Here is a 24,333-nt window from a genome sequence, read left to right as displayed (position 1 = left end):
AAATAATGATACGGTTAGGTCTATGAATAATAGTATTTCGTTACAGTCATCAGTATTCCCTGATATACACCACCGTGAAATTAGCGCTCTGTATTTTTTATCTGATAATGTATCTACATGCGTTAATGATGCAGGGTACGTTAGGGTATTTAAGAATCAAGAAGTTTGTTTTGATACTTTTTATAATTCATTTGATCTCCAAAAATGGTCTAAATACACAACGGTTAATCAGCTTGGTTTTAAAATTGATGTTGTTGGTAGAGGTATTGCCACTATTTTCTTCAAAAACCATGATGTATTAAAGAAAGTCTTTCAGCGCGAAGTTGAAGGGGCAGTTACAATAGATAATCTAGAATTAAGTGAATGTCTTGACGGTAGGCTTTATTTTTACTGGTCGTCAATTGATGATAGTGAAATCAGGAGTTTTTCTTTTACTACATATGGGGCAGTAGAGAATTTTGGTAAGTTAGCGATTGTCATCACTACTTATAATCGACAGGCAGCATTATTATCGACATTGTCGAGATTTGAGGAGAACTTATTTGCCGATAGTGTCGGTCAGTCAAAATTTAATGTATATGTTATAGATAATGGGTGCAATTTAGATTTAGAGCCAGGACCTAATGTTACCTATATAAAAAATAAAAACATGGGGGGGGCCGGTGGTTTCACCCGCGGTTTATTTGAGGTGAAAAAGAACAATAAAGAAACTTATTGTATCTTTATGGATGATGACGCATCCTGTGAAATTGAAAGTATCAAAAGAGCATATTGGTTCATGTGTTTTTCAAAAAACGATGAACAGATGATTGCAGGCAGTATGCTATATGAGGATAAACCTCAGACAGTATACGAGGCCGGCGCTATTTATCCTTACAAGCAGATACGAATGCGGCCCTTAAAAAACGGTGTTGATGTTTCAACACCAGGCGGGCTTGATGTGTTTAATCAAGAGGACGGACAGGCCAATTATGCCGCATGGTGGTTCTGCGCTTTTAAAGTATCAGCGGCAAAACACTATGCTTTTCCGTTCTTTGTCCGTGGCGATGACATTTTATTCGGAGTAATGCACGCCTACCCGATCGTGACTCTCAATGGCATTGCATCGTGGCAGATGAATTTTAATCAAAAATATAGTGCATTAGTTGAATATTTAAGCGTCAGAGGGTTGCTGGTCCCGGCGTTTGTATACCCGTCGCCAAAGAAAAGAAGACAGATAGCTTTTTGGATATTAGCAAAAGTGCTTTTACTATGCTTTTCCTACCGATATTCTTCGGCCGAGGCTATCATCGAAGCTTATTTAGATGTGATGAAAGGTGGTGATTTTTGGATTGACGATCCTGATGCTGAAAAAGCTCGTAGACGGATTAGTGAGTTGTCGAAAGATGAACGCCCAGGAGAAGTAGCGGATGGCAAGGCCGTGAAAAAAACGGACCGTAATGGACCTGAGCCTAAATGGGCTAAGATACTCAGGCTGTTTCTTCTCAATGGTCATTTGGTTCCTAAGTTTATCACGTCTGGAAATAGTGTACGAATACCGAACACGGAAATTCATCCGACAAAACAGGTTTTTTTGAATACTGAAGTTTACTATGAAACTACTGACGGTAGTTTTATCGTACTGAAACAAAATAAATTACGCTGTGCTAGATTGATAATTAAAACACTATGGGTCATTAGCAAAGGGTACTTTACTTATAATGCTGTTGCAGAAGAGTATGGAAATAAGATTTCATACTTTACATCTGAGACTTTTTGGAAAAAATACTTTATTTAAATATTGACTGCTTTGGTCTTTATTCTTAATGATAATGTTGTTACAGTTAATTATTTCTTCTTACGGGTAAGAATCAGAGTTATATTTATACGAAAGATATAAATTTTGATTTGGTTAGGTTATAAAATCTAGCCTGAAGTTAAATATATTCATACAAGAGACAGTAATGAGCGACATGATAGTTTGTGATACTCGACAATCGAAGGTTATACCAAAATTGTCTATTATTGTACCAGTCTATAATACCTCTGGTTTTGTGGAGAAGACTTTATCTTCATTTGATAAAAATGGTAATGATCAAGTAGAAATTATCATTGTAAATGATGGTAGTACTGACAATAGTGTCGAAGTTGTTCAGCAGTGGCTTGATACCTATAAAGGTAATGCAGTTTTCATATCCCAGGAAAATAAAGGACTATCCGAGGCCAGAAACACGGCCTTACGCTATGCGAATGGCCAATATATTTCTTTCTGCGATAGCGATGATTGGTTAAATGAAAAAGCTGTTCTGGATTCGCTGAAGTTTGCTAAGTCTGACGATCTTGATATTGTATTATATCGTTCATACGTGTATGACAACCAAACTAAAGATTCCTACCCATTCTATGATGCGGCGACGTGGGATTATATTTTAGGCGGTGAACTTAAGAAGACTGTTAATATTGCAGCATATCCGCAAATTCTCAGCCTTGAACCAAATACGAACAACCGTATCCTTAAGAAAGAGTTTTTTGACAAGTATATAACTATCTTCCCAGTGGGTATTCATTTTGAAGATGTTACCCCGCATATTGTAAGTCTGGTTAACGCAACAAAAATTGGTATGATAGATACTGTCGGCTATTTTTACCGAGTTAATCGCGAAGGGAAGATTACAGATCAAAAAAGCGAAAAGCGATTTGATATCATTAAGACAGCGAAAGAGTTATTGCAAAAGCCTGAAGTTACGGGCCTCAATGCTTATCAGCAATATTGTGTGATGTCGCTAATATTCAAAATGATTTTCTGGTGTGGACGATATACAACTCTGAGCGACAGACGGCGTTACTTCCAGCAAGGTGTGGATCTATTTTCGGCATCGAATCCGGTTGTGCGTTCGCGTTTAAAAACATCCTTAGGCTTTGCGGAACGTAACAGAGAGTTCATTCTCATGTTGGCGTTTTTCAATGGTGCTACGGATTTCCTCACTGAGTACAGTACTGGTAAGCAAACGCTGTCAACAAAATTTAAATTGTTGAAGGCTATTTCAACTGCAAACATTGATGTCAATAAATTGATCTTCAAAAAAGCTTTGCGTTTTGCAAAAAACAAGTTCGGAAAACGGGTAGTGGGTTAACAAAATGATCAATAGAACACAATTGAATGCATATCTAAATAAACTACCTTCAGCAATTAGCCATGATGAGCTGGCACAACATAAGCATATTATCGAGCGCAGTTTTTTTGGCGTAGATTTGTTTTCTTGCGAAAGTGATGTTTTGGCTTTTGTGGGGACTTATACCGGTCTTGAAATTCTGGTCGCATTCTATAACAGCAAGCCGCGCGCGATTATTGTTGTTGAATCTAATGCAAGCAAATTTAAGCGTATTCAGGAACTATTAAACAAAAACCCTGAACTGAAAGATCGTGTCTATCTGTTTGATAATTTCTCGAACCCCGAAATTAATGAATTGATTGGAGAGCGGCACGTTAGTGTACGTATTTCTCTTCCGGCATTTAGTCGGGCAGCTTTGGAATATGTCACTGCGCAGTGGAAACTTGACCATATTTGTGGTGAATTCAACCAATATGATATTGACCCATTGATTGTTTATCGCCAATGCGCGCGTGCGGCGAATACTTTTTACTGGCGTATCCAGGATCAACACCAACCTCTTACGGGTAGCCGCCAGAAGTATGAGTATGAAGTTTCAGTCGTCGTACCTGCATATAATATCAGCGCCTATATCGACCAGTGCATAGAGTCACTGGCTAATCAGTCCATTGAGAATATTGAGATTTTAGTCGTCGATGATGGTACGCCGGATGATTCCGGTGAGAAAGCTGACGCTTGGGCGGCGAAATACCCAGGTAGAGTGAAAGTCATCCATAAAGTAAACGGTGGTTGCGCGACAGCGCGAAATGCCGGCGTTAGCCAGGCCAAAGGCCAATATATTGGTTTTGTTGACGGCGATGATTGGTGCGATCTTCAGATGTATGAAGATTTGTTCCGTGCAGCGGTGATGAAAAATGCTGATATTTCCCAGTGTGGCTATAAAGAAGCTTACGAGACTGGTGAAATAGTCAAGTTCCCACTGGACATCAATCTCACTCGCCTAGATTTGTTACGCGAACGCCCAACGATGTGGCGTCGTATTTACTCTGCCGACATGCTGAAAAACAAAGGCATTTCTTTCCCTGAGCATATTCGCCGGTTTGATGATTTACCTTTCCAGTTTGAGACTTTTTTAAACGCTAAGATTATTGCTAATATACCTTTTGATTATTACTATTATCGTCAAGGGCGCTTAGGTCAGGATATTTCTGTGCGGGATGACCGACTTTATGTTCATTTCCCTATTTTTGATTGGATCTACAGTCGTAACTCAGATACGTTCAACTATGATGAAGAACGTAAATTATTTGAGTTAGAACTCGATGTCCATTTCTGGGCGTGGAGTGTGATTGAAGCCAAATTCAAGGATGAGTATTTTAAACAGGTCCTGGCACAAATTTTCGTATCCAAAAAGATTCTGTCAAAATTTGATATGCTGGTAATAGCCAAAAATAAAGGAAGAGAAAGATTTATGTTTTATTTAAAGCTATTAAAAGCTAAAACATTTTAACTTTTCTGTGTTACTAAAAGCCGCGAAAGATTTCTTTCGCGGCTTTTTTTTACAATTCGCTGGCTCTCATATTCAACTTGTCGCCAACTAAGGATGCGATTTTGGTTGAAGGTTTATCAACAAATGTATAGCCCAGCCATGAGATAAGCACGCAACATAATAAACTGACTAATGTGCTTATTATACTAGAAAATTGGTTAGTAATACCTGCATCATGCAAATAAACAAATAAAGCCGTTCCAATACTCATGATAATAGGGATATGAAACACATATAAGGAAAATGAGATCTTACCCAGAAAAGTAAACACAGGTCTGGACAGGTAATTTGAAAGTTTTGATGATGTATTCGCTATTAATAATAAAACTACTGCTGCGATTGAATGACAGAATGTGGCTAAACCTTCTTTACTAAAACCTGTGAGTTCATTTAAGAAGTTAATTTCAATTGTCCAAGGATTTTCTGTTGCAAGTACAATTGTTAATATACTGGCTGGAAGAAAAAACTTAGGTTCAAGCTTTATGTTATATACCAAAATAGTACCGCCAATGATAAATAGTATCAAATAGCAGCCAAGTGTCGGTTCAATCAGATAGATAAGTATTGCTGATATAATGATGTGGGCACCTTTTTTTTTGACAAAAAATAATGCGGCATAGAGATACAGAAAGAGTGATCCCATTAACTCTATTTTAATCGTCCAGAGGGGTCCATTATAGGATGTATCACCTATGTAAGCAGAATACAGACCATTGTATATAGCGCCAGTTAGTGTGAGTTCTGATTGATAGTTAGATTTTAACCACTCGTGTCCACCTACGATGGCCGCCATGTCGACATTATGGAAGCCAATCGTATTTTGTAAAACAACAGCCAGAATGACTGAAGCGAGTACCAGTGGGGTAAGTCTAAAGTATCTTTTTATAAAACTTTCTTTAAGATAAGAAATGTCGTTTTGCCGCTTATAAAAGCCAATGAGCAACACATAGCCACTCATCACGAAAAATAGACAAACTGAGAAGTTTCCATCCAATATTCTTCGATATATCTGCCACCATACTGAGTTTTGCGAATATAATCCATTTGGCGATACCAGCACCCCCATAAATACATCCATATGGTAAAGAACGACGACAAGCGACGCGACTCCGCGGAGTCCGTCGAGATGTTTATAATGTTGCAAGTGAGACCCCGTAGCCTGTTTGGCTTTATTTTTGTTGTGATTCCATAATCAACGCGTCAAGTAGGAGAACCTGACGGTATTTGTTTATATTACCACACTGATGTTAACTGATAGTTATTTTTTTGTTGTTGTGATCGGTTTCACGATTGTGGATTTAACATTAAATTTGCTTAAGTATGTGAAATTAAGCCCGGAGTGCAGCTCTCATCATGCCGAATAAATTATTTTTAAACGCTTTCATTATCCAGGATCAATGGAGTGATATTTGTCAGTGAGATTCAGTGTGTTAAAATAGCAACATTACAATGCACAATAATAAGTTGCTTTATTTCGGAGTTTGCATGAGTGCTTTTTTTAGATGTTTAGAGTATTTAAAAACCAGACGTTTTTTATATTTTATACTGTTTTTTCTGTCCCTTGTGTTGTGTTGGTTTGAACCTACAAACATATTTTTTACCACTTTTTTCTCTGTCTTTATTTTCTTACGTTTGATTTTTTGTATTCGTAATAAAATAATTAGAAATAGTCTGGTTGTTTTTGTTTCATTGATCACATTTCTGACTTATTTTATCTATCAAAAATATGGTGGACTATCTACCAGTATGGTTATGTCAACCTTCGGGGTAGGCCTATCCGTTTCATTAGGTACAGTGCAAACGTTTGGTCTCAAATTCCTTGTGGGTTTCCTTTTCATACTTTTTGCGCTCTCACTGTTATCGATTAAAATACCGAAGGCACGCTACTCCGTTAAAGAGCGCGTTGTTTTGACTATTAGTCTTATTCTTATTCTTTCAAAGCCCGTGATCGATGGTGTTAGTTTTTGGGGTACAAAATTCTTTATTAACAATCTCGAATATTCACCAACTTTTATTTCTCAGCCATACATCGATCAGTACAAGATTTTTTTTGGACCTCTTGTTTCCTCAGTGTCGATTATCGCTGAAAATATAGTTGATGATGTTAAATACAAAAAGATAGAGCATACAGAATATCCTGCTTATATTAAAAAAGAGACTGAAGGTAGCAAGAACATTATTTATGTCATCGGCGAATCATCGAACCCTGGACGCTATGGCATTTATGGCTATGGAAAAGATACTACGCCAAACTTATCGCAGATGGATAGAGATGGACAAATATGTGTCGTTAATAACGTTCACTCACCGGCTGCGCAAACACGACTTGCAGTACCGATGCTGGTTTCTTTTGAAACGCCCTTGCAGCGTGGCAACTTGTTTAAATTTAAGAATCTTATCGAGATGGCACAATTGCAGGGCTACCACACGTACTGGTTCGACTCTCAGATGCAAAACAACATGTGGAACAAGCCTTTCGGTTATCTGGCAAAATATGCTGAAGTACTGCAAACTCCGGAAGATAATAATACCCGTTTCCCAGTTAACGAGGGGCAGGATGAAAAGTTATTACCGGCAATCAAGCATTATTTTAAGCAATCGCAAGAGAGAAATTTTTACGTCATTCATTTGATGGGTAACCATTTGCCTTATTCTGACCGTAGAGGGGAAGCGGACAACCCAATGGTTGATGATTATGATGCGTCTATTTATAGCGTCGATGATACCTTAAAGAGTATTTTTACCCTTGCTGATACCTATCTTAAAGATTACAAGTTAGTTTATGTATCAGACCATGGGGAAGTTGTTGGTCAGGGGCATGGTTTCCCATCCAGCGATAATGAGATGTATAAAATTCCATTGCTGATGAATGATACCTCCTGGTGTGCGAAGGCTGAAAAATTGCGCAACAACAACCACTACTTCTCATCTGATTTAACCAAATTTCTGGTGTTAGAAATGATGGGCTATGCTGTTTCTGATGAGCATATGAAAGACGCGGTAAAAAATTCTGATTTCGTGCTGAATGAAAAAGAAGACGCTATTCGTTTCTCTGAATTAAGGGATGTGCCCTTACCGCAACATCCTTAATAGACGGTTAAAACATTGACTCTGGTTTAAATGGTCATCACATTAAACCAGAGTCAATTTTATGCAGGTAATGTTTTACTAATGTCGAGACTTAAGATTATCGATCACTTCCCCTAAATTCAGTCCCTGATCCTGCAGCAGCACCAGCAGGTGATACATCAGGTCAGAAGCCTCATTCTTCAGCTCAAACGTATCATGTACCGTTGCTGCAAGCGCGGTCTCCACGCCTTCTTCACCTACTTTTTGCGCAATACGTTTGGTGCCGCTGGCATACAGTTTCGCGGTGTATGAGCTCTCCGGGTCAGCATGTTTGCGTTCGGCCAGCAGTTGTTCCAGTTGATAGAGGAACAGCCATTGGTGTCCGGTTTCCCCAAAGCAGCTTGAAGTCCCTTTGTGGCAGGTCGGGCCTATCGGCTTGACCAACACTAACAGGGTATCGTTATCGCAATCGGGGGTGATGCTGACCACATTAAGAAAGTTGCCGGAGGTTTCACCCTTTGTCCACAGGCGCTGTTTGGTGCGCGAGTAGAAGGTCACTTTGCCGCTTTCTTGCGTTTTCGCCAGCGCGTCTTCATTCATATATCCCAGCATTAACACTTCGCCAGATTCAGCGTGCTGTATGATGGCCGGCATCATGCCGTCGGTTTTTTGCCAATCGAGCTGTTCACTCAACATACCCTGATCTCCACGCCCTGGGCTGCCAGGAACGTTTTTAATTCGCCAATATTAATAATCTGTTTATGGAACACGGAAGCGGCGAGGGCGCCATCGACGTTGGCGTCGCGGAAGGCCTCAAGGAAGTGCTCCATGGTTCCGGCGCCGCCGGAGGCAATTAACGGAACGTTACATACTTCACGGACCTTTCTGAGCTGATCCAGATCGTAACCGTTGCGCACGCCGTCCTGGTTCATCATGTTGAGGACGATTTCTCCTGCTCCGCGCTTTTGTACTTCCTGCACCCAATCCAGCGTCTCCCATTGGGTGACGCGAGTTCGACTCTCATCGCCGGTGTACTGATTAACGTGATATTTACCGGTTTGTTCATCTAACCAGGTATCGATACCTACCACGATGCACTGCACGCCAAAGCGATCGGCGAGGCGGGTGATTAACGTTGGATCCGCAAGCGCAGGCGAGTTAATTGAAATTTTGTCGGCGCCGAAGGAGAGGATCTGCGCTGCGTCTTCCAGAGACTTAATCCCGCCCGCGACGCAGAATGGAATATCAATCACTTCCGCCACGCGCGAAACCCAACTTTTATCGACTACCCGGCCATCGCTGGAGGCGGTGATATCGTAGAACACCAGTTCATCCGCGCCTTCATCGGCATAGCGTTTTGCCAGCGGCACAATATCACCGATAATTTCGTGATTGCGGAACTGTACGCCTTTCACTACCTGGCCGTCGCGGACGTCGAGGCAGGGGATTATCCGTTTTGCCAGCATTGGATAGCCTCCGTTACGTTGAATTTACCTTCCAGCAGCGCGCGGCCGACGATCACGCCGCGAACGCCGGTTCCGCGCAGCGCGGCAATATCGTTGAGACCGCCGATCCCGCCGGAAGACTGGAACGCCACCTGCGGATAACGCGCGCAGACTTCTTCATACAGTGAGACGTTGGAACCCGCGAGAGTGCCATCGCGGGAGATATCGGTACACAGCACATGTTGCAAGCCGACCGGCAGATAGCTTTCCACCAGCTCTTCCAGAGTGACGCCAGAGTTTTCCTGCCAGCCGCTCACCGCCACCTGTTTATTGCCATCGGCATCAATGCGTACGTCCAGCGCCAGCACCAGATGTTCCGGGCCAAAGCGTTTAAACCAGGCTTTGACCACTTCCGGCGATTTCACCGCCGTTGAACCGACCACTACGCGCGCCACGCCGGCGTCAAGCAGTGCGGCAACGTCTTCTTCCGTACGTACGCCGCCGCCGACCTGCACCGGTACCGTAACACCGGCGACCAGGGTCTTAAGCAGCGGAATCTGACGTTTTGCCGGGTCTTTTGCCCCGGTCAGATCAACCAGGTGCAATACTTCCGCGCCCTGGTCTGCATAGGATTGCAGGCGTGGTAACGGATCGTTGCCATAGTCGCGCTGCTGGCCGTAGTCGCCCTGATGCAGGCGTACCACGGTACCGTCAATTAAATCTAAAGCTGGAATGATCATTACATCTCCAGGAAATTTTTCAGCAGCTGCGCACCGGCGCTACCTGAGCGCTCAGGGTGGAACTGTACGCCAAAGAAGTTATCTTTCTGTACCGCCGCGGTGAAGGCCTCGCCGTAGTTGCATTGGGCGATAGTGTACGGATTGACCGGCATGGCGTAGCTATGTACGAAATAGAAATAGGCGCCTTCTTCAATGCCGCGAAACAGACGATCGCCGGCTTTGGCATACACCCGGTTCCATCCCATATGCGGCAGCGGCAATCCGTGGTCGGTCATTTTCGGCACGTCTTCATCAATAATGCCCAGTAACTCAACGCCGTTATTCTCTTCGCTGCGCGCACCGAGTAACTGCATGCCGAGACAGATCCCCAGCACCGGCTGGGTACAGGCTTTAATCAAGTCAATGAGCTCGCGTTCGCGCAGCTGATCCATCGCAGCCTGCGCGGTGCCGACGCCGGGCAGAAAAAGTTTATCGGCGCGCAGAACAACATCCGGCTCGCGGCTGACCACTGGCTCATAGCCGTGGCGGCTCACCGCAGATTTCACCGAGTTGAGGTTGGCGCACCCGGTATCGAGGATCACCACGTTCATCACAATACCCCTTTTGAAGATGGCAAGGTGTCGCCCTGAACCCGAATGGCCTGGCGCAGCGTACGACCGAAGGCTTTGAACAGGCTCTCAACGCGGTGATGGTCGTTTTTACCTTTGGTTTTCAGGTGCAGCGTCACCGCCATGGTATAGGAGAGCGAGCGGAAGAAGTGTTCGACCATCTCGGTGCTCAGGTCGCCGACGCGCTGATAGGTGAAGTCAGCTTTATATTCGAGGTGCGGACGGCCAGAGATATCCAGCGCGCAGCGCGCCAGACACTCATCCATCGGCAACACGAAGCCAAAGCGGTTGATACCGCGCTTATCACCCAGCGCCAGCTTCAGCGCTTCGCCTAACGCCAGGCCGGTATCTTCTACGGTGTGGTGATCGTCGATGTAAAGATCGCCGCCGACGTTAATCTCCAGGCGAAAGCCGCCGTGGGTGGCAATCTGATCGAGCATGTGGTCGAAGAAACCAACGCCGGTGTGGATCTTGCTGCCGCCTTCACGGTCCAGCCAGACTTTAACGTCAACCTGGGTCTCTTTGGTGATACGTTCAACGTGAGCGTAGCGATCGCGACGGGTCAGCTGTTCGCAGATGGTCGGCCAGTTTAGCGTTTCACTGTTATAGCGCAGGCCGGTGATGCCCATGTTATCCGCTAACTCTATATCAGTGGCGCGATCGCCGATGACGTAACTGTGGGCTTTATCCATCACGCCGTCTTCCAGCCACGGCAATACCAGCTGGGTCTTCGGCTTGCGGCAGTCGCAGTTATCGCCAGGCATGTGCGGGCAGATCAGGACGGATTCAAAGTTAACGCCCTGCGAGGAGAAGACCTGCATCATCAGGTTGTGCGGGCCGTCGAACTCATTTTGCGGCAGGCTATCGGTACCAAGCCCGTCCTGGTTGGTGATCATCACCAGCTTGTAGCCTTCCTGCTGCAGCTTAAGCAGCGCCGGGATCACCTGCGGCTCGAAGGCCAGTTTTTCAAACCGGTCTACCTGAAAATCAACCGGCGGTTCGGAGATAAGCGTACCGTCACGGTCAATAAAGAGAAACTTCTGGGTCATACATTCTCCGCAGTCAAAGCGTCAATCACGCGCTGGCTCTCTGCACGGGTACCGATAGTGATACGCAAACAGCCGCTTAATGAGGGTTGTTTATTTTGGTCACGTAAGATAATGCCCTGATCCCACAAAGATTTAAACACCGCGCTGGAGGCGGTTATCCGCGCCAGCAGGTAGTTGGTCTCGGAATCGAACACCTGCTCGATGCAGGCGATGCCACGCAGCGCATTGACCAGGTAAGCGCGCTCATTAAGGATCTGCGCCACACGCGCGCGCATGGCGGCAATTCCTGCCGGGCTCAACGCCTGGGCGGCGATATCGGCGACCGGCGTCGAAAGCGGATAAGGCGCGATGACTTTCAGCAGGACATTAATCACCTCTGCATTCGCCAGCGTAAAACCGCAGCGCAGCCCGGCCAGCGCAAAAGCCTTCGATAAGGTGCGCAGGATAACCAGGTTCGGGTATTCATTTAGCCAACCGGCGAGCGACGCCTGCGGACAGAACTCAATATAGGCTTCATCCGCTACCACGATCGCTTTACCGCGCGTCATTTCCAACAGGGCGCGGAAATCTTGTGGATTGATTATCTGCCCGGTTGGATTATTTGGGCTGCAGACAAACACCACTTTCACGCCGGTGAGATTCGCTTCGATAGCAGGCAAATCGAGCTGCCAGTCGGCGAGCGTCGGCACCGTGCGGCACTCAACGCCGATAGTTTCGGCGCTGACGCTATACATGCCGTAGGTAGGCGGGCAATAAAGGACCGCGTCTTCGCCGGGTTCGCAAAAAGCGCGGATTAATAACTCGATACCTTCGTCAGCACCGCGGCTCACCAGTACCTGCTCTGGTTTTACGCCAGCATATTGCGCGTAGTTTTCGATAACCGCTTTCGGCTGTGGTTCCGGGTAGCGGTTTAACGTCTGTTCGGTCAACTGGAATTCCACAGCGGTGGGGAATTCGTTGGCGTTCAGCCACACGTCGCCTTTTCCCCCAAGACGGCGGGCGGATTGATACGGCGTCAGCGCGCGAATATTGGCGCGGGCTAAGTCTTCAATGCTCATGCTTGCTCCTTAAGGGCGGCCACGCGTAGCGTCACGGCGTTTTTGTGGGCGGTCAGCAGTTCGGCTGCAGCCAGGATCTCGATAGTCGGGGCGAGGGCGGCAAAGCCTTCACGCGTCAGTTCCTGTACGGTCATTCGTTTCTGGAAATCCGCCAGACCGAGGCTGGAACAGGTCGCGGTGTACCCATAAGTTGGCAGCACGTGGTTGGTGCCGGAGGCGTAATCACCTGCCGATTCTGGCGACCAGTCGCCGAGGAATACCGAACCGGCGCTGGTGATACCGTCAACCAGTTCACGGGCGTTGCGGGTCTGGATAATCAGGTGCTCCGGCCCGTACTGATTTGAGATCTCTACACATTGCGCGAGATCGCGGGCGACAATGATACGGCTGGCGGAAAGCGCTTCACGTGCGGTTTCGGCACGCGGCAGGGCAGCTAGCTGACGTTCAACCGCTGCGGCGACCCGGGAGCCCATGTCGGCGTCAGGGGTCAGCAAGATAACCTGGGAATCCGGGCCATGTTCCGCCTGGGAGAGTAAATCGGAGGCGACGAAATCCGGCGTCGCGCCGCCGTCGGCGATCACCAGAACTTCCGACGGGCCGGCAGGCATATCGATGGCCGCGCCGTCGAGGCGCTGGCTGACCTGGCGTTTGGCCTCGGTGACGAAGGCGTTGCCGGGGCCAAAGATTTTAGCGACTTTTGCCACCGATTCGGTACCGAAGGCCATTGCCGCGATAGCCTGCGCGCCGCCGACGTTAAAGATATTACGCACGCCGCACAGGTGCGCCGCATAAAGGATTTCATCGGCAATCGGCGGCGGCGAACACAGTACCACTTCCTGACAGCCGGCAATGCGCGCTGGCGTTGCCAGCATCAGCACCGTTGAAAACAGCGGCGCCGAGCCGCCCGGAATATATAAGCCGACAGAGGCGATAGGGCGGGTAAGCTGCTGGCAGCGTACGCCGGGCTGGGTTTCAACATCGACAACCTGCAACTGCTGCGCGTTATGAAAGGTCTCGATATTGTTGACCGCTACCGCCATCGCTTGTTTGAGTTCGTCGCTGAGGCGCGCGCCGGCAGCGGCAATTTCTTCGTCAGACACTTTCAGCGCCGTGACGGTGGTTTTATCGAATTTGGCGCTATATTCGCGTAAAGCGGCATCGCCATTCTCTTTAACGTTGCCGAGGATCCCGGCTACCGTTTTGCTGATGCTCTCGGAAGCTGAAATCGCCGGGCGCATTAATAGTTGTTGCTGTTGTGCGGCGCTGCAGCTATTCCAGTCGATAATGGTATTGAAGCTCATGGTCATTTCCCCTGTTTGTCCCGTATGCGGATTGCTGGATTACTCCATCATCTTCTCGATCGGCAGCACCAGGATGGAGCTGGCGCCCAGCGCTTTCAGTTTTTCCATGGTTTCCCAAAACAGGGTTTCGCTGCTGACCATGTGCATCGCTACCCGCTGTTTGTCGCCCGCCAGCGGCAGAATAGTTGGCCGCTCGGCGCCCGGCAGCAGTGCCACCACTTCTTCCAGCCGTTCGGTCGGCGCGTGCATCATGATGTATTTCGATTCGCGGGCCTGGATAACCCCCTGAATACGGGTCAGCAGACGGTCGATCAGCTGCTGTTTCGCATCGTCCATCTCACCGTCGCGCTGGATCAGGCAGGCTTTGGAACGATAAATAACTTCAACTTCGCGCAGACCGTTGGCTTCAAGGGTTGCGCCGGTAGAAACGAGATCGCAGATGGCATCGGCAAGGCCAGCGCGCGGCGCGACTTCGACAGAACCGTTCAGCAGACAGGATTTAAAGGAGATACCTTTCTGATCGAGATAGCGTTTTAACAGGTGCGGGTAAGAGGTGGCGATGCGTTTGCCGTCCAGCGCCGCCGGGCCATTCCAGTTTTCATCCACCGGTGTCGCCAGCGACAGGCGGCATCCGCCAAAATCGAGACGGCGCAGGGTGAAATAGCGCGGGTCTTCGCCCTGCGCGCGGCGGCTCAGCAGCTCTTCTTCCAGCACGTTCTCGCCGATAATGCCAAGGTCGACAACGCCGTCCATCACCAACCCCGGAATATCGTCATCGCGAACGCGCAGAATATCGATCGGCATGTTTTCCGCAAGGGCGATCAGACGCTGGGTGTGCAGGTTGACTTTAATGCCGCAGCGGCCGAGCAGTTCGCGTGAATCCTCACTCAAACGGCCGGATTTCTGAATAGCTATGCGTAAACGGGTGTTGTCTAACATTGTTGTTTTCCTCTGAATACCTGTCTGAATCTGTCCGAATTCGGTCCAAAAAAAAAGCCCCCGGAAGTGAATCTTCCGGGGGCTCTCTTTGCGTTCATGCACCACTGGAAGATCCAAACGTCTTCCAGCACACATCGCCTGAAAGACTAGTCAGGATGATGGTGATGGTGGTGGTTTTTAAATTGAACGCTGTTCATAAAATTCTCTTTGAATGACTATGCATTTGATGTCTTTTAACCTAAACCAGTTGCGGCGCATAAAGCAAGCCCTTTTTTCCATCATTAATTCATTTCATATTCGCCGAACAAATTGTCAGGTCTCGCAGGCTAGCGTAGCCTAGTATCAGCACAGCGAATGAGTCAGGAGCCAGGGTATGAAAAAGGTCGCGATTGTCGGGTTAGGATGGCTGGGCATGCCGCTTGCGTTGTCATTGCGGGCGCGCGGTTGGCATGTCACCGGCAGTAAAACGACGCAGGACGGCGTAGAGGCGGCGCGGATGTGCGGAATAGAAGGGTATCCGCTGCGCCTTGAACCCCAGTTGATCTGTGATGCAGAGGATCTGGACGCGATGATGAACGTCGATGCGCTGGTCATCACGTTACCTGCGCGGCGCACGGGGCCCGGGGAAGATTTTTATCTACAGGCGGTGCAGGAGATTGTCGATACCGCGCTCTCGCGGCATATTCCACGCATTATTTTTACCAGTTCGACTTCGGTTTATGGCAATACCGAAGGGACGATGAAGGAAAATTCGCCACGCAATCCACAAACCGCCAGCGGCAGGGTTCTGAAAGAGCTGGAGGACTGGCTGCATGCGTTGCCGGGGACCTCGGTGGATATTCTGCGTCTTGCCGGACTGGTTGGACCATCGCGCCATCCGGGCCGTTTCTTTGCCGGTAAATCGGCCCCGGATGGCCAGCACGGGGTCAATCTGGTGCATCTGCAGGACGTTATTGCCGCGATTGAGTTATTGCTTCAGGCTCCGAAAGGCGGACACATCTATAATATATGTGCGCCGCAGCATCCGGCGCGCGGCGTCTTTTATCCGCAGATGGCCCGTGAACTTGGGCTGCCGTTACCGGTATTTACCGATAACCCGGAGGGGGGTAAAGGCAAAATCATTGATGGCAACCGGATATGCTATGAGTTTGGCTTTGAATACCAGTACCCCGATCCGCTGGTGATGCCGATGGAGTAACCGCCAGCAGACGATCGCGTACCGTAAGGGGGGGCGATGAAACCACTGCTGGATGTTCTCGTTATTCTTGATGCCTTAGATAAAGAGGGGAGCTTTGCCGCGGCCTCGGCAAAGCTCTATAAAACCCCCTCGGCGCTGAGCTATACCATCCATAAATTAGAAAGCGATCTGAATATCCAACTGCTGGATCGCAGCGGTCATCGGGCGCGCTTTACTTGCACCGGGCAGATGCTGCTGGAGAAGGGGCGTGAGCTACTCCATACCGCTCGCGAACTTGAGCTGCAGGCCATCAGGCTACATCAGGGCTGGGAAAATACTCTGACCATCAGTGTCGATATGACTTTCCCTTTCTCGCTTTTATCTTCCTTGATGGAACAGTTTTATCAACAGCACAACGTGACCCGTTTGCAGTTCACCGCTGCTGGCGGTTGGGATGCTCTGGCGGCAGGCGAGGTCGACATGGTGCTGGGCGCGCTTAACGAGCCGCCAACGCTGGTGGGTTATGGTTTTCGTCTGCTTGGCGAACTGGATCTGTGTTTTGTAGTCGAGGTTAATCATCCGTTGGCGCAGGCTAAGGAACCGTTGAGTTTGCGAGTGTTACAGCGATACCGGACGATTATTTGCGCTGCCGCTTTACCGCCGGGCGAAAAGCAGGAGACGGTGACGGTTTTTGATATGAACGGCCTGTTGGAGCTGGTATGCGCCGGCCTGGGCTGGGCCTACCTGCCGCGTTATCTGGCTGAGCCCTGGCTTGAGAAGGGAAAATTGGTCGAGAAACGCATTACCACACCCGCGCGGTTGCATCGGGCATGGATTGGCTGGAATGAAGACGTTTTTGGCCTTGCCGCGCAATGGTGGTTACAAGCGATATTAGCAAATAGTGCTATTCGTCAGATCTACAATACTAAAATAGTATGAATATTAGTCGGTTAGAATTCTTAGCCTATTAATAAACCCTACAACATCTTGTCATTAAGCCAGAAGTTGTTGCAAAATACGCAGCCTGAAAACCAGAGACTAGCCGACGCTTTTTTTAAAGTGTCGGTTATTTTTTTGGTCGAAAGACACATCATTCAATACCAAGAGGCCGGGCTTCGTACCGGATAGATATTTACTAAAAACCGACAGTCGTTGTCGCTGAGGAATAGAAAGAAATGGGGCAATTTTTTGCTTACGCGCTGGCCTTCACCGTAAAAGGGGATAACTATGTCGCATAACGCTACTCCAAATACCTCTCGCGTGGAATTACGTAAAACGCTTACGTTAGTTCCGGTTGTAATGATGGGCCTGGCCTATATGCAGCCGATGACGCTGTTCGATACGTTTGGTATCGTCTCTGGTATGACCGACGGTCACGTGCCGACGGCCTACGCCTTTGCGTTAATCGCTATTCTTTTTACTGCGCTGAGCTACGGGAAGCTGGTACGCCGTTATCCTTCCGCGGGTTCCGCGTATACCTACGCCCAGAAATCCATTAGCCCGACCGTAGGCTTCATGGTGGGTTGGTCCTCTCTGCTCGACTACCTGTTCGCGCCGATGATCAACATCCTGCTGGCGAAAATCTACTTTGAAGCGCTGGTGCCTTCGATTCCATCGTGGGTGTTTGTTATCGCGCTGGTCGCGTTCATGACCGCCTTCAACCTGCGCAGCATCAAGTCCGTCGCCAACTTCAATACCGTTATCGTGGTGTTGCAGGTGGTGCTGATTGCCGTGATCCTCGGCATGGTGGTGTATGGCGTATTTGAAGGCGAGGGCGCCGGTACGCTGGCCAGCAGCCGTCCGTTCTGGTCCGGCGATGCGCACGTTATCCCGATGATTACCGGGGCGACGATACTCTGCTTCTCATTTACCGGTTTTGACGGTATCAGCAATCTGTCTGAAGAGACCAAAGATGCTGAACGCGTTATTCCGCGCGCTATCTTCCTGACTGCGCTGATTGGCGGCCTGATCTTCATTTTTGCCACCTACTTCCTGCAGCTGTACTTCCCGGATATCTCGCGCTTTAAGGATCCGGATGCCTCACAGCCTGAAATTATGCTGTATGTGGCAGGTAAAGCCTTCCAGGTGGGCGCGCTGATCTTCTCCACCATCACCGTGCTGGCTTCCGGTATGGCGGCGCATGCTGGCGTTGCGCGTCTGATGTACGTGATGGGCCGTGATGGCGTATTCCCGAAAAGCTTCTTCGGCTACGTTCACCCGACCTGGCGCACCCCGGCGATGAACATCATCCTGGTTGGCGCGATCGCGCTGCTGGCGATTAACTTTGACCTGGTGATGGCGACTGCGCTGATTAACTTTGGTGCGCTGGTGGCGTTTACCTTCGTTAACCTGTCGGTTATCTCCCAGTTCTGGATCCGCGAGAAACGCAACAAGACGCTGAAGGACCACTTCCAGTATCTGTTCCTGCCGATGTGCGGCGCTCTGACCGTTGGCGCGCTGTGGGTTAACCTGGAAGAGAGCTCGATGATCCTGGGTCTGATCTGGGCCGGTATCGGTCTGATTTACCTGGCGTGCGTAACCAAAAGCTTCCGCAACCCGGTACCACAGTACGAAGACGTTGCGTAATTACGCTTTATGATAAGAAAAGCCGGAGGAAGACCTCCGGCTTTTTTGTTTCTGGCGTCCGCTGGTTTTCCCCCCCGCTGGCGGCTGTCGCCTTACCGGGGGGACAGGGATGGCTTACTTCTCCTGTCGCATCACATTAAGCAGTGTATCCAACAGTCCTGGAAAACGGGCATCCAAATCGTCGCGGCGTAGCGAAATGAGATTTTCACGCCCCTGTGGCCGCTGCCAGATCACGCCGCTGTCGCGCAGCACCCGCCAGTGGTGAGTCATGGTGGATTTAGCGATATCTTCTTTGCGCAGCGCGTTACAGCTCTGCTCGCTGCCGTCGGAGAGCGTGCGAATGATTTCCAGCCGCAAGGGGTTGCCGAGGGCAAAAAGAACATTTTCGAGGCGAATTTGTTCACGTTCGGGGTGATTGGCGATCATAATATTCCTGTGTCGGCGGTTGTGCTGTTCACGCGAACAGCAACCCGTATTGGCGGCTGGCGGCTACTATACCCAAACTCCTTTTCTTGCGCCACGCACGCCGTCGCAAGCTGACCGATAGCAGTGATAGTGAAAATAGTTCGAGTATACTCGTACAATTGTACTATTATAGATGCCGTAAACCTAACCGCGGCAGATTTAGCCGCTCATTGATAGTCAAAATGACTAAGGACGCATCATGCCCCGACCCATCCCCCTCGAACGTTATCGCAACATCGGTATCTCCGCGCATATCGATGCCGGCAAAACCACCACCACTGAGCGCATTCTGTTTTACACCGGGATGAGCCATAAGCTGGGTGAAGTACACGATGGCGCGGCAATTACCGACTGGATGGCGCAGGAGCAGGAGCGTGGGATTACCATTACTTCCGCAGCGGTAAGCTGCTTCTGGCCCGGGATGGACCGCAGCTTTGAGCCCCATCGTATCAATATCATTGATACCCCGGGGCACGTGGACTTTACCATCGAAGTAGAACGCTCGATGCGCGTGCTGGACGGCGCGGTGATGGTCTATGACTCGGTCGGCGGCGTACAGCCGCAGTCAGAGACCGTCTGGCGGCAGGCCAACAAGTATCACGTTCCGCGACTGGCGTTCGTGAACAAAATGGACCGCCCGGGCGCCGATTTCTTCCGCGTGGTGCAAATGATGATCGATCGCCTGAAGGCCAATCCGGTGCCGATTGTTATCCCCATTGGCGCCGAAGAGCATTTCACCGGCGTCGTTGACCTGATAAAGATGCGGGCCATTCTGTGGGATGATGCCACGCAGGGGATGACGTTCAGCTATGCGCCTGTGCCTGATGACCTGCTGGCACAGGCCCGGCAGTGGCGGGAAAAAATGGTTTCGGCCTCGGCGGAAGCCAGTGATGAACTGATGGATAAATATCTCGAAAGCGGCGAACTGAGCGAAGCGGAAATTGTGGCCGGGCTACGTAAACGCACGGTCGACGGCGAAATCCAGCCGGTGCTCTGCGGCAGCGCCTTTAAAAATAAAGGCGTGCAGCGGATGCTCGATGCGGTCGTTGAGTTAATGCCGTCGCCGCTAGATATTCCGGCGATTCAGGGCATTGATGACAAGGGGCAACCGGCGGAACGTCACCCGAGCGACGATGAGCCGCTGTCGGCGCTGGCGTTTAAACTCATGACCGATCCCTACGTCGGCCAGTTGACCTTTATTCGCGTCTATTCCGGAACGTTGAAAAAAGGCGATGCGCTCTTTAACCCGGTGAAGGGCAAGAAAGAGCGTATCGGGCGCATCGTGCTGATGCATGCCAACGATCGCCACGAAGTCGACGAGCTGCATGCCGGTGATATTGCCGCCTGTGTTGGTCTAAAAGATGTCACGACGGGCGATACGCTGTGCGATCCGGATGCGGTCATCACTCTTGAGCGTATGGAGTTCCCGGAACCGGTCATTTCGCTGGCGATTGAACCGAAGACCAAGGCCGACCAGGAGAAAATGGGCATTGCGCTACAGCGGTTGGCTTCCGAGGATCCGTCGTTCCGCTTGCATACCGATGAAGAGTCCGGGCAGACGATTATCTCCGGGATGGGGGAGTTGCATCTGGAGATTATCGTCGACCGCATGAAACGCGAGTTCGGCGTTGAGGCGAATATTGGCCGTCCGCAGGTTACCTATCGGGAAACCATCCGTAAAACGGTGAAGGATGTGGAAGGCAAATTTGTGCGGCAGTCCGGCGGTAAGGGGCAGTATGGGCACGTCGTGCTGACCCTGGAGCCACTGGCTGCGGGTAGCGGCTTTGTGTTTGAAGATGCCACCAAAGGCGGGGTGGTACCGCGTGAATACATCCCTTCTGTGGAAAAAGGGCTGCGTGAAGCGATGGGCGCCGGTGTGCTGGCGGGCTATCCGGTTGTCGACGTCAAAGCGACTCTGACGTTTGGTTCGTATCATGACGTTGATTCATCCGAGATGGCTTTCCGTATGGCGGCGATTTTTGGCTTTAAGGAAGGGGCGCGAAAAGCGGACCCGGTGATCCTGGAGCCGGTGATGCACGTCGAAGTGGAGACGCCGGAAGAGTACGCCGGCAATATTATGGGCGATCTCTCTTCCCGTCGCGGAATGGTGCAGGGGATGGAGGAGCGTTTCGGTAGCCAGATTATTCGTGCCGATGTGCCGCTGGCCGAAATGTTCGGTTATTCCACCACGCTGCGCTCGATGTCGCAGGGCCGCGCGACCTATAGCATGGAGTTCCATCATTACGCGGAAGCGCCGCGTAATGTGGCCGACGACATCATCGCCAGCCGCGCGAAAAGTTAAGTCAGTACTCCCGGGCTACGGTACGGCCTGGCCCGGGTTAAACGATTTCCTGCGCATATTGCCACAGCGCCTTCAACAGGGCTTGTTTTTCACTATCGTCAGCATACTGTTGATACATCACCTGCAGTTCATCGGCATAGGCCTGCAAAAATTCCGGCGTAAAGACGTTACGGCGGTGCTCTAACCAGCGCTGCTGTTCGTTTTCATCAAGCGTACCGGGGAAGTTACGCGCGCGGTAGTTAAACAGCAGGCGTTCAATGCGTTTATCAGCAAAGGTAATATCCAGCGCCGGCAGATTACGGGGTTCGGTTTCCAGCACAATCTTCATCGCCGCGCGATCGGCATCGCTAAAGAATCCGTTGTACAGTTGGCCGTCAACATTATCCGATGGCACGAACGGCTCGGCTTCGGCATACAGGGCCACCACTTTCTCACGAACCTGCGGATTTGCGCGCAGCAGTTGGGCGTTCTCCAGGCAGCGCTGAATATTGATACCTAAACGGTCGGCATCCTGCGGGCGTAACGTATTGGCCTGCGCCAGCACCGGGCATTTATTTAAATGAACGAGCTTAATCGGCACTGCCGGTAAATCGCCGAGTTCGTCTTTCGGGGTGTACAAACGCTCGCGCAGAGTATCAGCCTCAAGCTCCAGTAGCGGTGACATATCCCCCGCCAGATCAACCATTATCACCGCATTGCGGTTATCCGGATGCCAGGCCAGCGGCGCGACCAGACTGGTGTTGCCGCGGGCGGCGCCGAACATCCCGGAAACGTGGACCAGTGGTTTCAACTGCGGCACGTCAATCAACGTCGCCAGCTTGCGTTTATTACGATGACTGTACAGATATTCAAACAGGCGCGGCTGATGGGCCTTCACCAGTTTCGCCATCGCGATAGTGGCGTACACATCGGCCATTGCATCATGGGCATTGCTATGCTCAATGCCATTCGCGACGGTCAGATGCTCAAGGCGGAAGCTTGGCAGACCGTCTTCATTTTCCGGCCAGTTGATACCTTCCGGGCGCAGGGCATAGCAGGCGCGCATCACATCCAGCAGGTCCCAGCGCGAATTATCATGCTGCCAGCTCCAGGCGTACGGATCGTAGAAGTTGCGGTAAAAAATATTACGGCTGACTTCATCATCAAAGCGGACATTGTTGTAGCCGACGATACAGGTTTTCGGCACCGTGAACAGATCGTTGATGCGGCGGGCGAAAGCGGCCTCGTTGTCACCTTTGGCCAGCGCTTCCTGTGGCGTAATACCGGTAATCATCACCGCCTGCGGTTGCGGCAGATAGTCGTCGGCAGGCTTGCAGTAGAAGACTTCCGGTTCGCCAGTGACATTCAGATCGCTATCGGTGCGGATGGCGGCGAACTGCGCCGGCCGGTCGAGCGAAGGACTGGTACCGAAGGTTTCGTAGTCGTGGAAGAGGAAAGATTGTTGTTCGCCGTCAGCCATAATTGAAATGTAATCGCTTTGATAATCTATTTGATAGGCTAATTTTCTCCTATTAGCATTGAAGGCGCAACTAAAGTTTGTATTGGATTTTAATGTCGTGGCGATATTATTTTAAGATAATATCGCCACGTACTCTCTTTGGCTATAGGTATTGTTTAAGCCGTTTCGTTAACCTTAATGCTATTAGGTTTTATAATTTTACGCCCCAATGCAATGCCTCTTTTTTCAATGTATTTGTATAGGTTTATAGCAATGATATAAGTTATTGGTAAAATTATCACTGCAGCAATAACAAAACGGATCAATGCAGGAAGTTGCACATAGGTCTGATGTTGAACAAGCCATCCGATCAACGGAATAACAATCATTAAATGCAACAGATATACCGAATAAGATACGTCGCCGAGGAACTGGCTGAAGCGGGCGGAAAGTAACTTTCTGCCCAGGAAGACAATACCTTTTAGAGGCGATTTCTCACTATGTGGCATCAGAAGAGTCGACATCCCAAGGATTATCATAATCTCAATGATCATCCTGATAGGTGAAGTAAAGTAACCCATTAAAAATGCAGCGAGTGGGGAAAGCAATGCAACCATAACATAAATCTTACTGTTCTCTGCTACGGCTTTATAGAGCAACATTCCTGATATAAATAAAGGTAGTTTGAATAAAATCATTGAGGGCATAGGGAATGCGGCGAAATATCCAGGAAAAATAAATGCTGCCATTACGCACATTACAATCACTGCCAGGCAAGTCCTAATGAAACCAATCCCCAAAACCAGCATCATGATAAACGGGAACAGGGCATAGTATTGCATTTCAAGCCCAATACTCCAGTCAGGAAGAACTGTCCTGAATGAATAATAAGGAAGGAAACCAAAGGTGAATGAGATGTGCGTTAACACGTTCGCCATTGAAGAGTCGGTATATCTCGCGGTCTCCGTTTGCGTTTCAGGCCATGCCAGCGCGATAGCATCCCGGTAATGGCCAAAGGTTTCACCGAAAATAAATGCCACAATTAGAAGGACATAGTAAAGCGGGGCGATTCGGAAAAAGCGCCTTGTCCAAAATGAAGTTACCGTTTTCACGGACGTCCAGGGTTCGACATGCTGCCTCTCTATGTAATTCTTGGCCATCAGGTAGCCGGACAGCAAAATGAAAAGATCGACACCAAAATCCGGGTTACTCAGGATAGGGATGTTGCATCGTGTCAAAATACAAATGTGACCGAGCAGGACCCACAAGGAAGCATAGCCTCGCAAGCCATCAAGCTCAGGAGACCAGTTTTTATTTTGATGCATTTTTCCACCATCATTGAGTAATAACATGTAAAAGATCTTCCAATACCTACTATAATATGAAACAAATGTCTAACGCCAGTATGGCTTGTACATGATTTTAGGAGTTCACTGAGTAATGGTTGTGCTCCAAAATTTTAGTAGGTAATACATTCGTACTTCTTTCCGATTTCTTTCATGAAAGCTTTTTATT

22 protein-coding genes and 1 other annotated feature are annotated in these 24,333 nt (G+C 49.1%); of the genes, 9 read left to right on the top strand and 13 right to left on the bottom strand.

Annotated features, from left to right (window positions below; translation table 11 throughout):
* Positions 1-22 precede the first annotated feature (22 nt).
* From PGR10_RS07755 to PGR10_RS07745, 3 genes are all read left to right on the top strand, one after another.
* Positions 23-1,777 (top strand): glycosyltransferase family 2 protein, encoded by a 1,755-nt coding sequence (locus PGR10_RS07755; protein WP_430923292.1) that lies wholly within the window; start codon positions 23-25, stop codon positions 1,775-1,777.
* A 166-nt stretch (positions 1,778-1,943) separates the two neighbouring features.
* Positions 1,944-3,113, top strand: a complete 1,170-nt coding sequence (locus PGR10_RS07750) for a glycosyltransferase family 2 protein (RefSeq protein ID WP_430923291.1) — start codon at positions 1,944-1,946, stop codon at positions 3,111-3,113.
* A 4-nt stretch (positions 3,114-3,117) separates the two neighbouring features.
* Positions 3,118-4,602, top strand: a complete 1,485-nt coding sequence (locus PGR10_RS07745) for a glycosyltransferase (RefSeq protein ID WP_430923290.1) — start codon at positions 3,118-3,120, stop codon at positions 4,600-4,602.
* Between the two features lie 49 nt (positions 4,603-4,651).
* On the opposite strand, the gene PGR10_RS07740 is transcribed toward PGR10_RS07745, so the two are convergent.
* Complete coding sequence (locus PGR10_RS07740; RefSeq protein WP_430923289.1) at positions 4,652-5,785, bottom strand: acyltransferase family protein; 1,134 nt, start codon at positions 5,783-5,785, stop codon at positions 4,652-4,654.
* 341 nt (positions 5,786-6,126) lie between these two features.
* Between PGR10_RS07740 and PGR10_RS07735 the strand changes: the two genes are divergently transcribed.
* The gene (locus PGR10_RS07735; RefSeq protein WP_430923288.1) at positions 6,127-7,731 is read left to right on the top strand and encodes a phosphoethanolamine transferase; all 1,605 of its coding nucleotides are present in this window, start codon (positions 6,127-6,129) and stop codon (positions 7,729-7,731) included.
* A gap of 78 nt (positions 7,732-7,809) precedes the next feature.
* Here the strand turns inward: PGR10_RS07735 and hisIE are convergent, their stop codons facing one another.
* From hisIE to hisL, 9 genes are all read right to left on the bottom strand, one after another.
* Positions 7,810-8,406: a bifunctional phosphoribosyl-AMP cyclohydrolase/phosphoribosyl-ATP diphosphatase HisIE gene (gene hisIE / locus PGR10_RS07730; RefSeq protein WP_430923286.1), complete on the bottom strand. Its 597-nt coding sequence runs from the start codon at positions 8,404-8,406 to the stop codon at positions 7,810-7,812.
* Positions 8,400-9,176 carry an imidazole glycerol phosphate synthase subunit HisF gene (gene hisF, locus PGR10_RS07725; RefSeq protein WP_430923285.1) on the bottom strand — a complete coding sequence of 259 codons (777 nt, stop codon included), beginning with the start codon at positions 9,174-9,176 and terminating at the stop codon, positions 8,400-8,402. Before hisF ends, hisIE begins: the two co-directional genes overlap by 7 nt.
* Entirely contained in the window at positions 9,158-9,895 is a 738-nt protein-coding gene (hisA, locus tag PGR10_RS07720) for a 1-(5-phosphoribosyl)-5-[(5-phosphoribosylamino)methylideneamino]imidazole-4-carboxamide isomerase (RefSeq protein ID WP_015365819.1), read from the bottom strand. Before hisA ends, hisF begins: the two co-directional genes overlap by 19 nt.
* Positions 9,895-10,485, bottom strand: a complete 591-nt coding sequence (gene hisH, locus PGR10_RS07715; RefSeq protein WP_087860475.1) for an imidazole glycerol phosphate synthase subunit HisH — start codon at positions 10,483-10,485, stop codon at positions 9,895-9,897. The genes hisA and hisH overlap by 1 nt, the downstream gene beginning before the upstream one ends.
* A complete protein-coding gene (gene hisB / locus PGR10_RS07710) occupies positions 10,485-11,552 on the bottom strand; it encodes a bifunctional histidinol-phosphatase/imidazoleglycerol-phosphate dehydratase HisB (protein WP_087860476.1) in 1,068 nt (355 codons plus the stop codon). The genes hisH and hisB overlap by 1 nt, the downstream gene beginning before the upstream one ends.
* Complete coding sequence (gene hisC / locus PGR10_RS07705) at positions 11,549-12,610, bottom strand: histidinol-phosphate transaminase (protein WP_430923284.1); 1,062 nt, start codon at positions 12,608-12,610, stop codon at positions 11,549-11,551. Before hisC ends, hisB begins: the two co-directional genes overlap by 4 nt.
* On the bottom strand, positions 12,607-13,911 hold the full coding sequence (gene hisD / locus PGR10_RS07700; RefSeq protein WP_430921113.1) for a histidinol dehydrogenase: 1,305 nt from the start codon (positions 13,909-13,911) through the stop codon (positions 12,607-12,609). Before hisD ends, hisC begins: the two co-directional genes overlap by 4 nt.
* Positions 13,912-13,950: 39 nt before the next feature.
* Positions 13,951-14,850 carry an ATP phosphoribosyltransferase gene (hisG, locus tag PGR10_RS07695; protein WP_045379285.1) on the bottom strand — a complete coding sequence of 300 codons (900 nt, stop codon included), beginning with the start codon at positions 14,848-14,850 and terminating at the stop codon, positions 13,951-13,953.
* A 48-nt stretch (positions 14,851-14,898) separates the two neighbouring features.
* Positions 14,899-15,021 (bottom strand) — a sequence feature (His leader region).
* A complete protein-coding gene (gene hisL / locus PGR10_RS07690) occupies positions 14,997-15,047 on the bottom strand; it encodes a his operon leader peptide (RefSeq protein ID WP_009654477.1) in 51 nt (16 codons plus the stop codon). It overlaps the preceding feature by 25 nt.
* Before the next feature lie 176 nt (positions 15,048-15,223).
* Here hisL and PGR10_RS07685 point away from each other — a divergent pair, with 176 nt between their 5' ends.
* The 4 genes from PGR10_RS07685 (at position 15,224) to plaP (ending at position 18,613) form a co-directional block, all read left to right on the top strand.
* Positions 15,224-16,048, top strand: coding sequence for an SDR family oxidoreductase (locus PGR10_RS07685; RefSeq protein ID WP_430923283.1), 825 nt, complete (start codon positions 15,224-15,226; stop codon positions 16,046-16,048).
* Positions 16,049-16,084: 36 nt separating this feature from the next.
* Positions 16,085-16,966, top strand: coding sequence for a LysR family transcriptional regulator (locus tag PGR10_RS07680; protein WP_430923281.1), 882 nt, complete (start codon positions 16,085-16,087; stop codon positions 16,964-16,966).
* A 236-nt stretch (positions 16,967-17,202) separates the two neighbouring features.
* Entirely contained in the window at positions 17,203-17,265 is a 63-nt protein-coding gene (gene yoeI / locus PGR10_RS07675; RefSeq protein ID WP_096335043.1) for a membrane protein YoeI, read from the top strand.
* Positions 17,255-18,613, top strand: a complete 1,359-nt coding sequence (plaP, locus tag PGR10_RS07670) for a putrescine/proton symporter PlaP (RefSeq protein ID WP_015365827.1) — start codon at positions 17,255-17,257, stop codon at positions 18,611-18,613. Before yoeI ends, plaP begins: the two co-directional genes overlap by 11 nt.
* 114 nt (positions 18,614-18,727) lie before the next feature.
* Here the strand turns inward: plaP and PGR10_RS07665 are convergent, their stop codons facing one another.
* Positions 18,728-19,039: an ArsR/SmtB family transcription factor gene (locus PGR10_RS07665; protein WP_015365828.1), complete on the bottom strand. Its 312-nt coding sequence runs from the start codon at positions 19,037-19,039 to the stop codon at positions 18,728-18,730.
* A 238-nt stretch (positions 19,040-19,277) separates the two neighbouring features.
* Here PGR10_RS07665 and fusA point away from each other — a divergent pair, with 238 nt between their 5' ends.
* Positions 19,278-21,380, top strand: coding sequence for an elongation factor G (gene fusA, locus PGR10_RS07660; protein ID WP_430923280.1), 2,103 nt, complete (start codon positions 19,278-19,280; stop codon positions 21,378-21,380).
* Between the two features lie 37 nt (positions 21,381-21,417).
* Here fusA and sbcB read toward each other — a convergent pair whose 3' ends face one another.
* Together sbcB and PGR10_RS07650 are read right to left on the bottom strand one after the other, a co-directional pair.
* Positions 21,418-22,839: an exodeoxyribonuclease I gene (gene sbcB, locus PGR10_RS07655; RefSeq protein ID WP_430923279.1), complete on the bottom strand. Its 1,422-nt coding sequence runs from the start codon at positions 22,837-22,839 to the stop codon at positions 21,418-21,420.
* Positions 22,840-22,994: 155 nt separating this feature from the next.
* Positions 22,995-24,143, bottom strand: a complete 1,149-nt coding sequence (locus PGR10_RS07650; RefSeq protein ID WP_316424341.1) for an acyltransferase family protein — start codon at positions 24,141-24,143, stop codon at positions 22,995-22,997.
* Positions 24,144-24,333: the final 190 nt, after the last annotated feature.

The sequence above is a fragment of the Klebsiella sp. 141198 genome (assembly GCF_050600785.1).
GTDB classification, from domain to species: Bacteria; Pseudomonadota; Gammaproteobacteria; order Enterobacterales; family Enterobacteriaceae; genus Klebsiella; species Klebsiella aerogenes.
The sequence above is the reverse complement of the archived record's forward strand: the minus strand, read 5'-3'. Positions and strand labels throughout refer to the sequence as shown.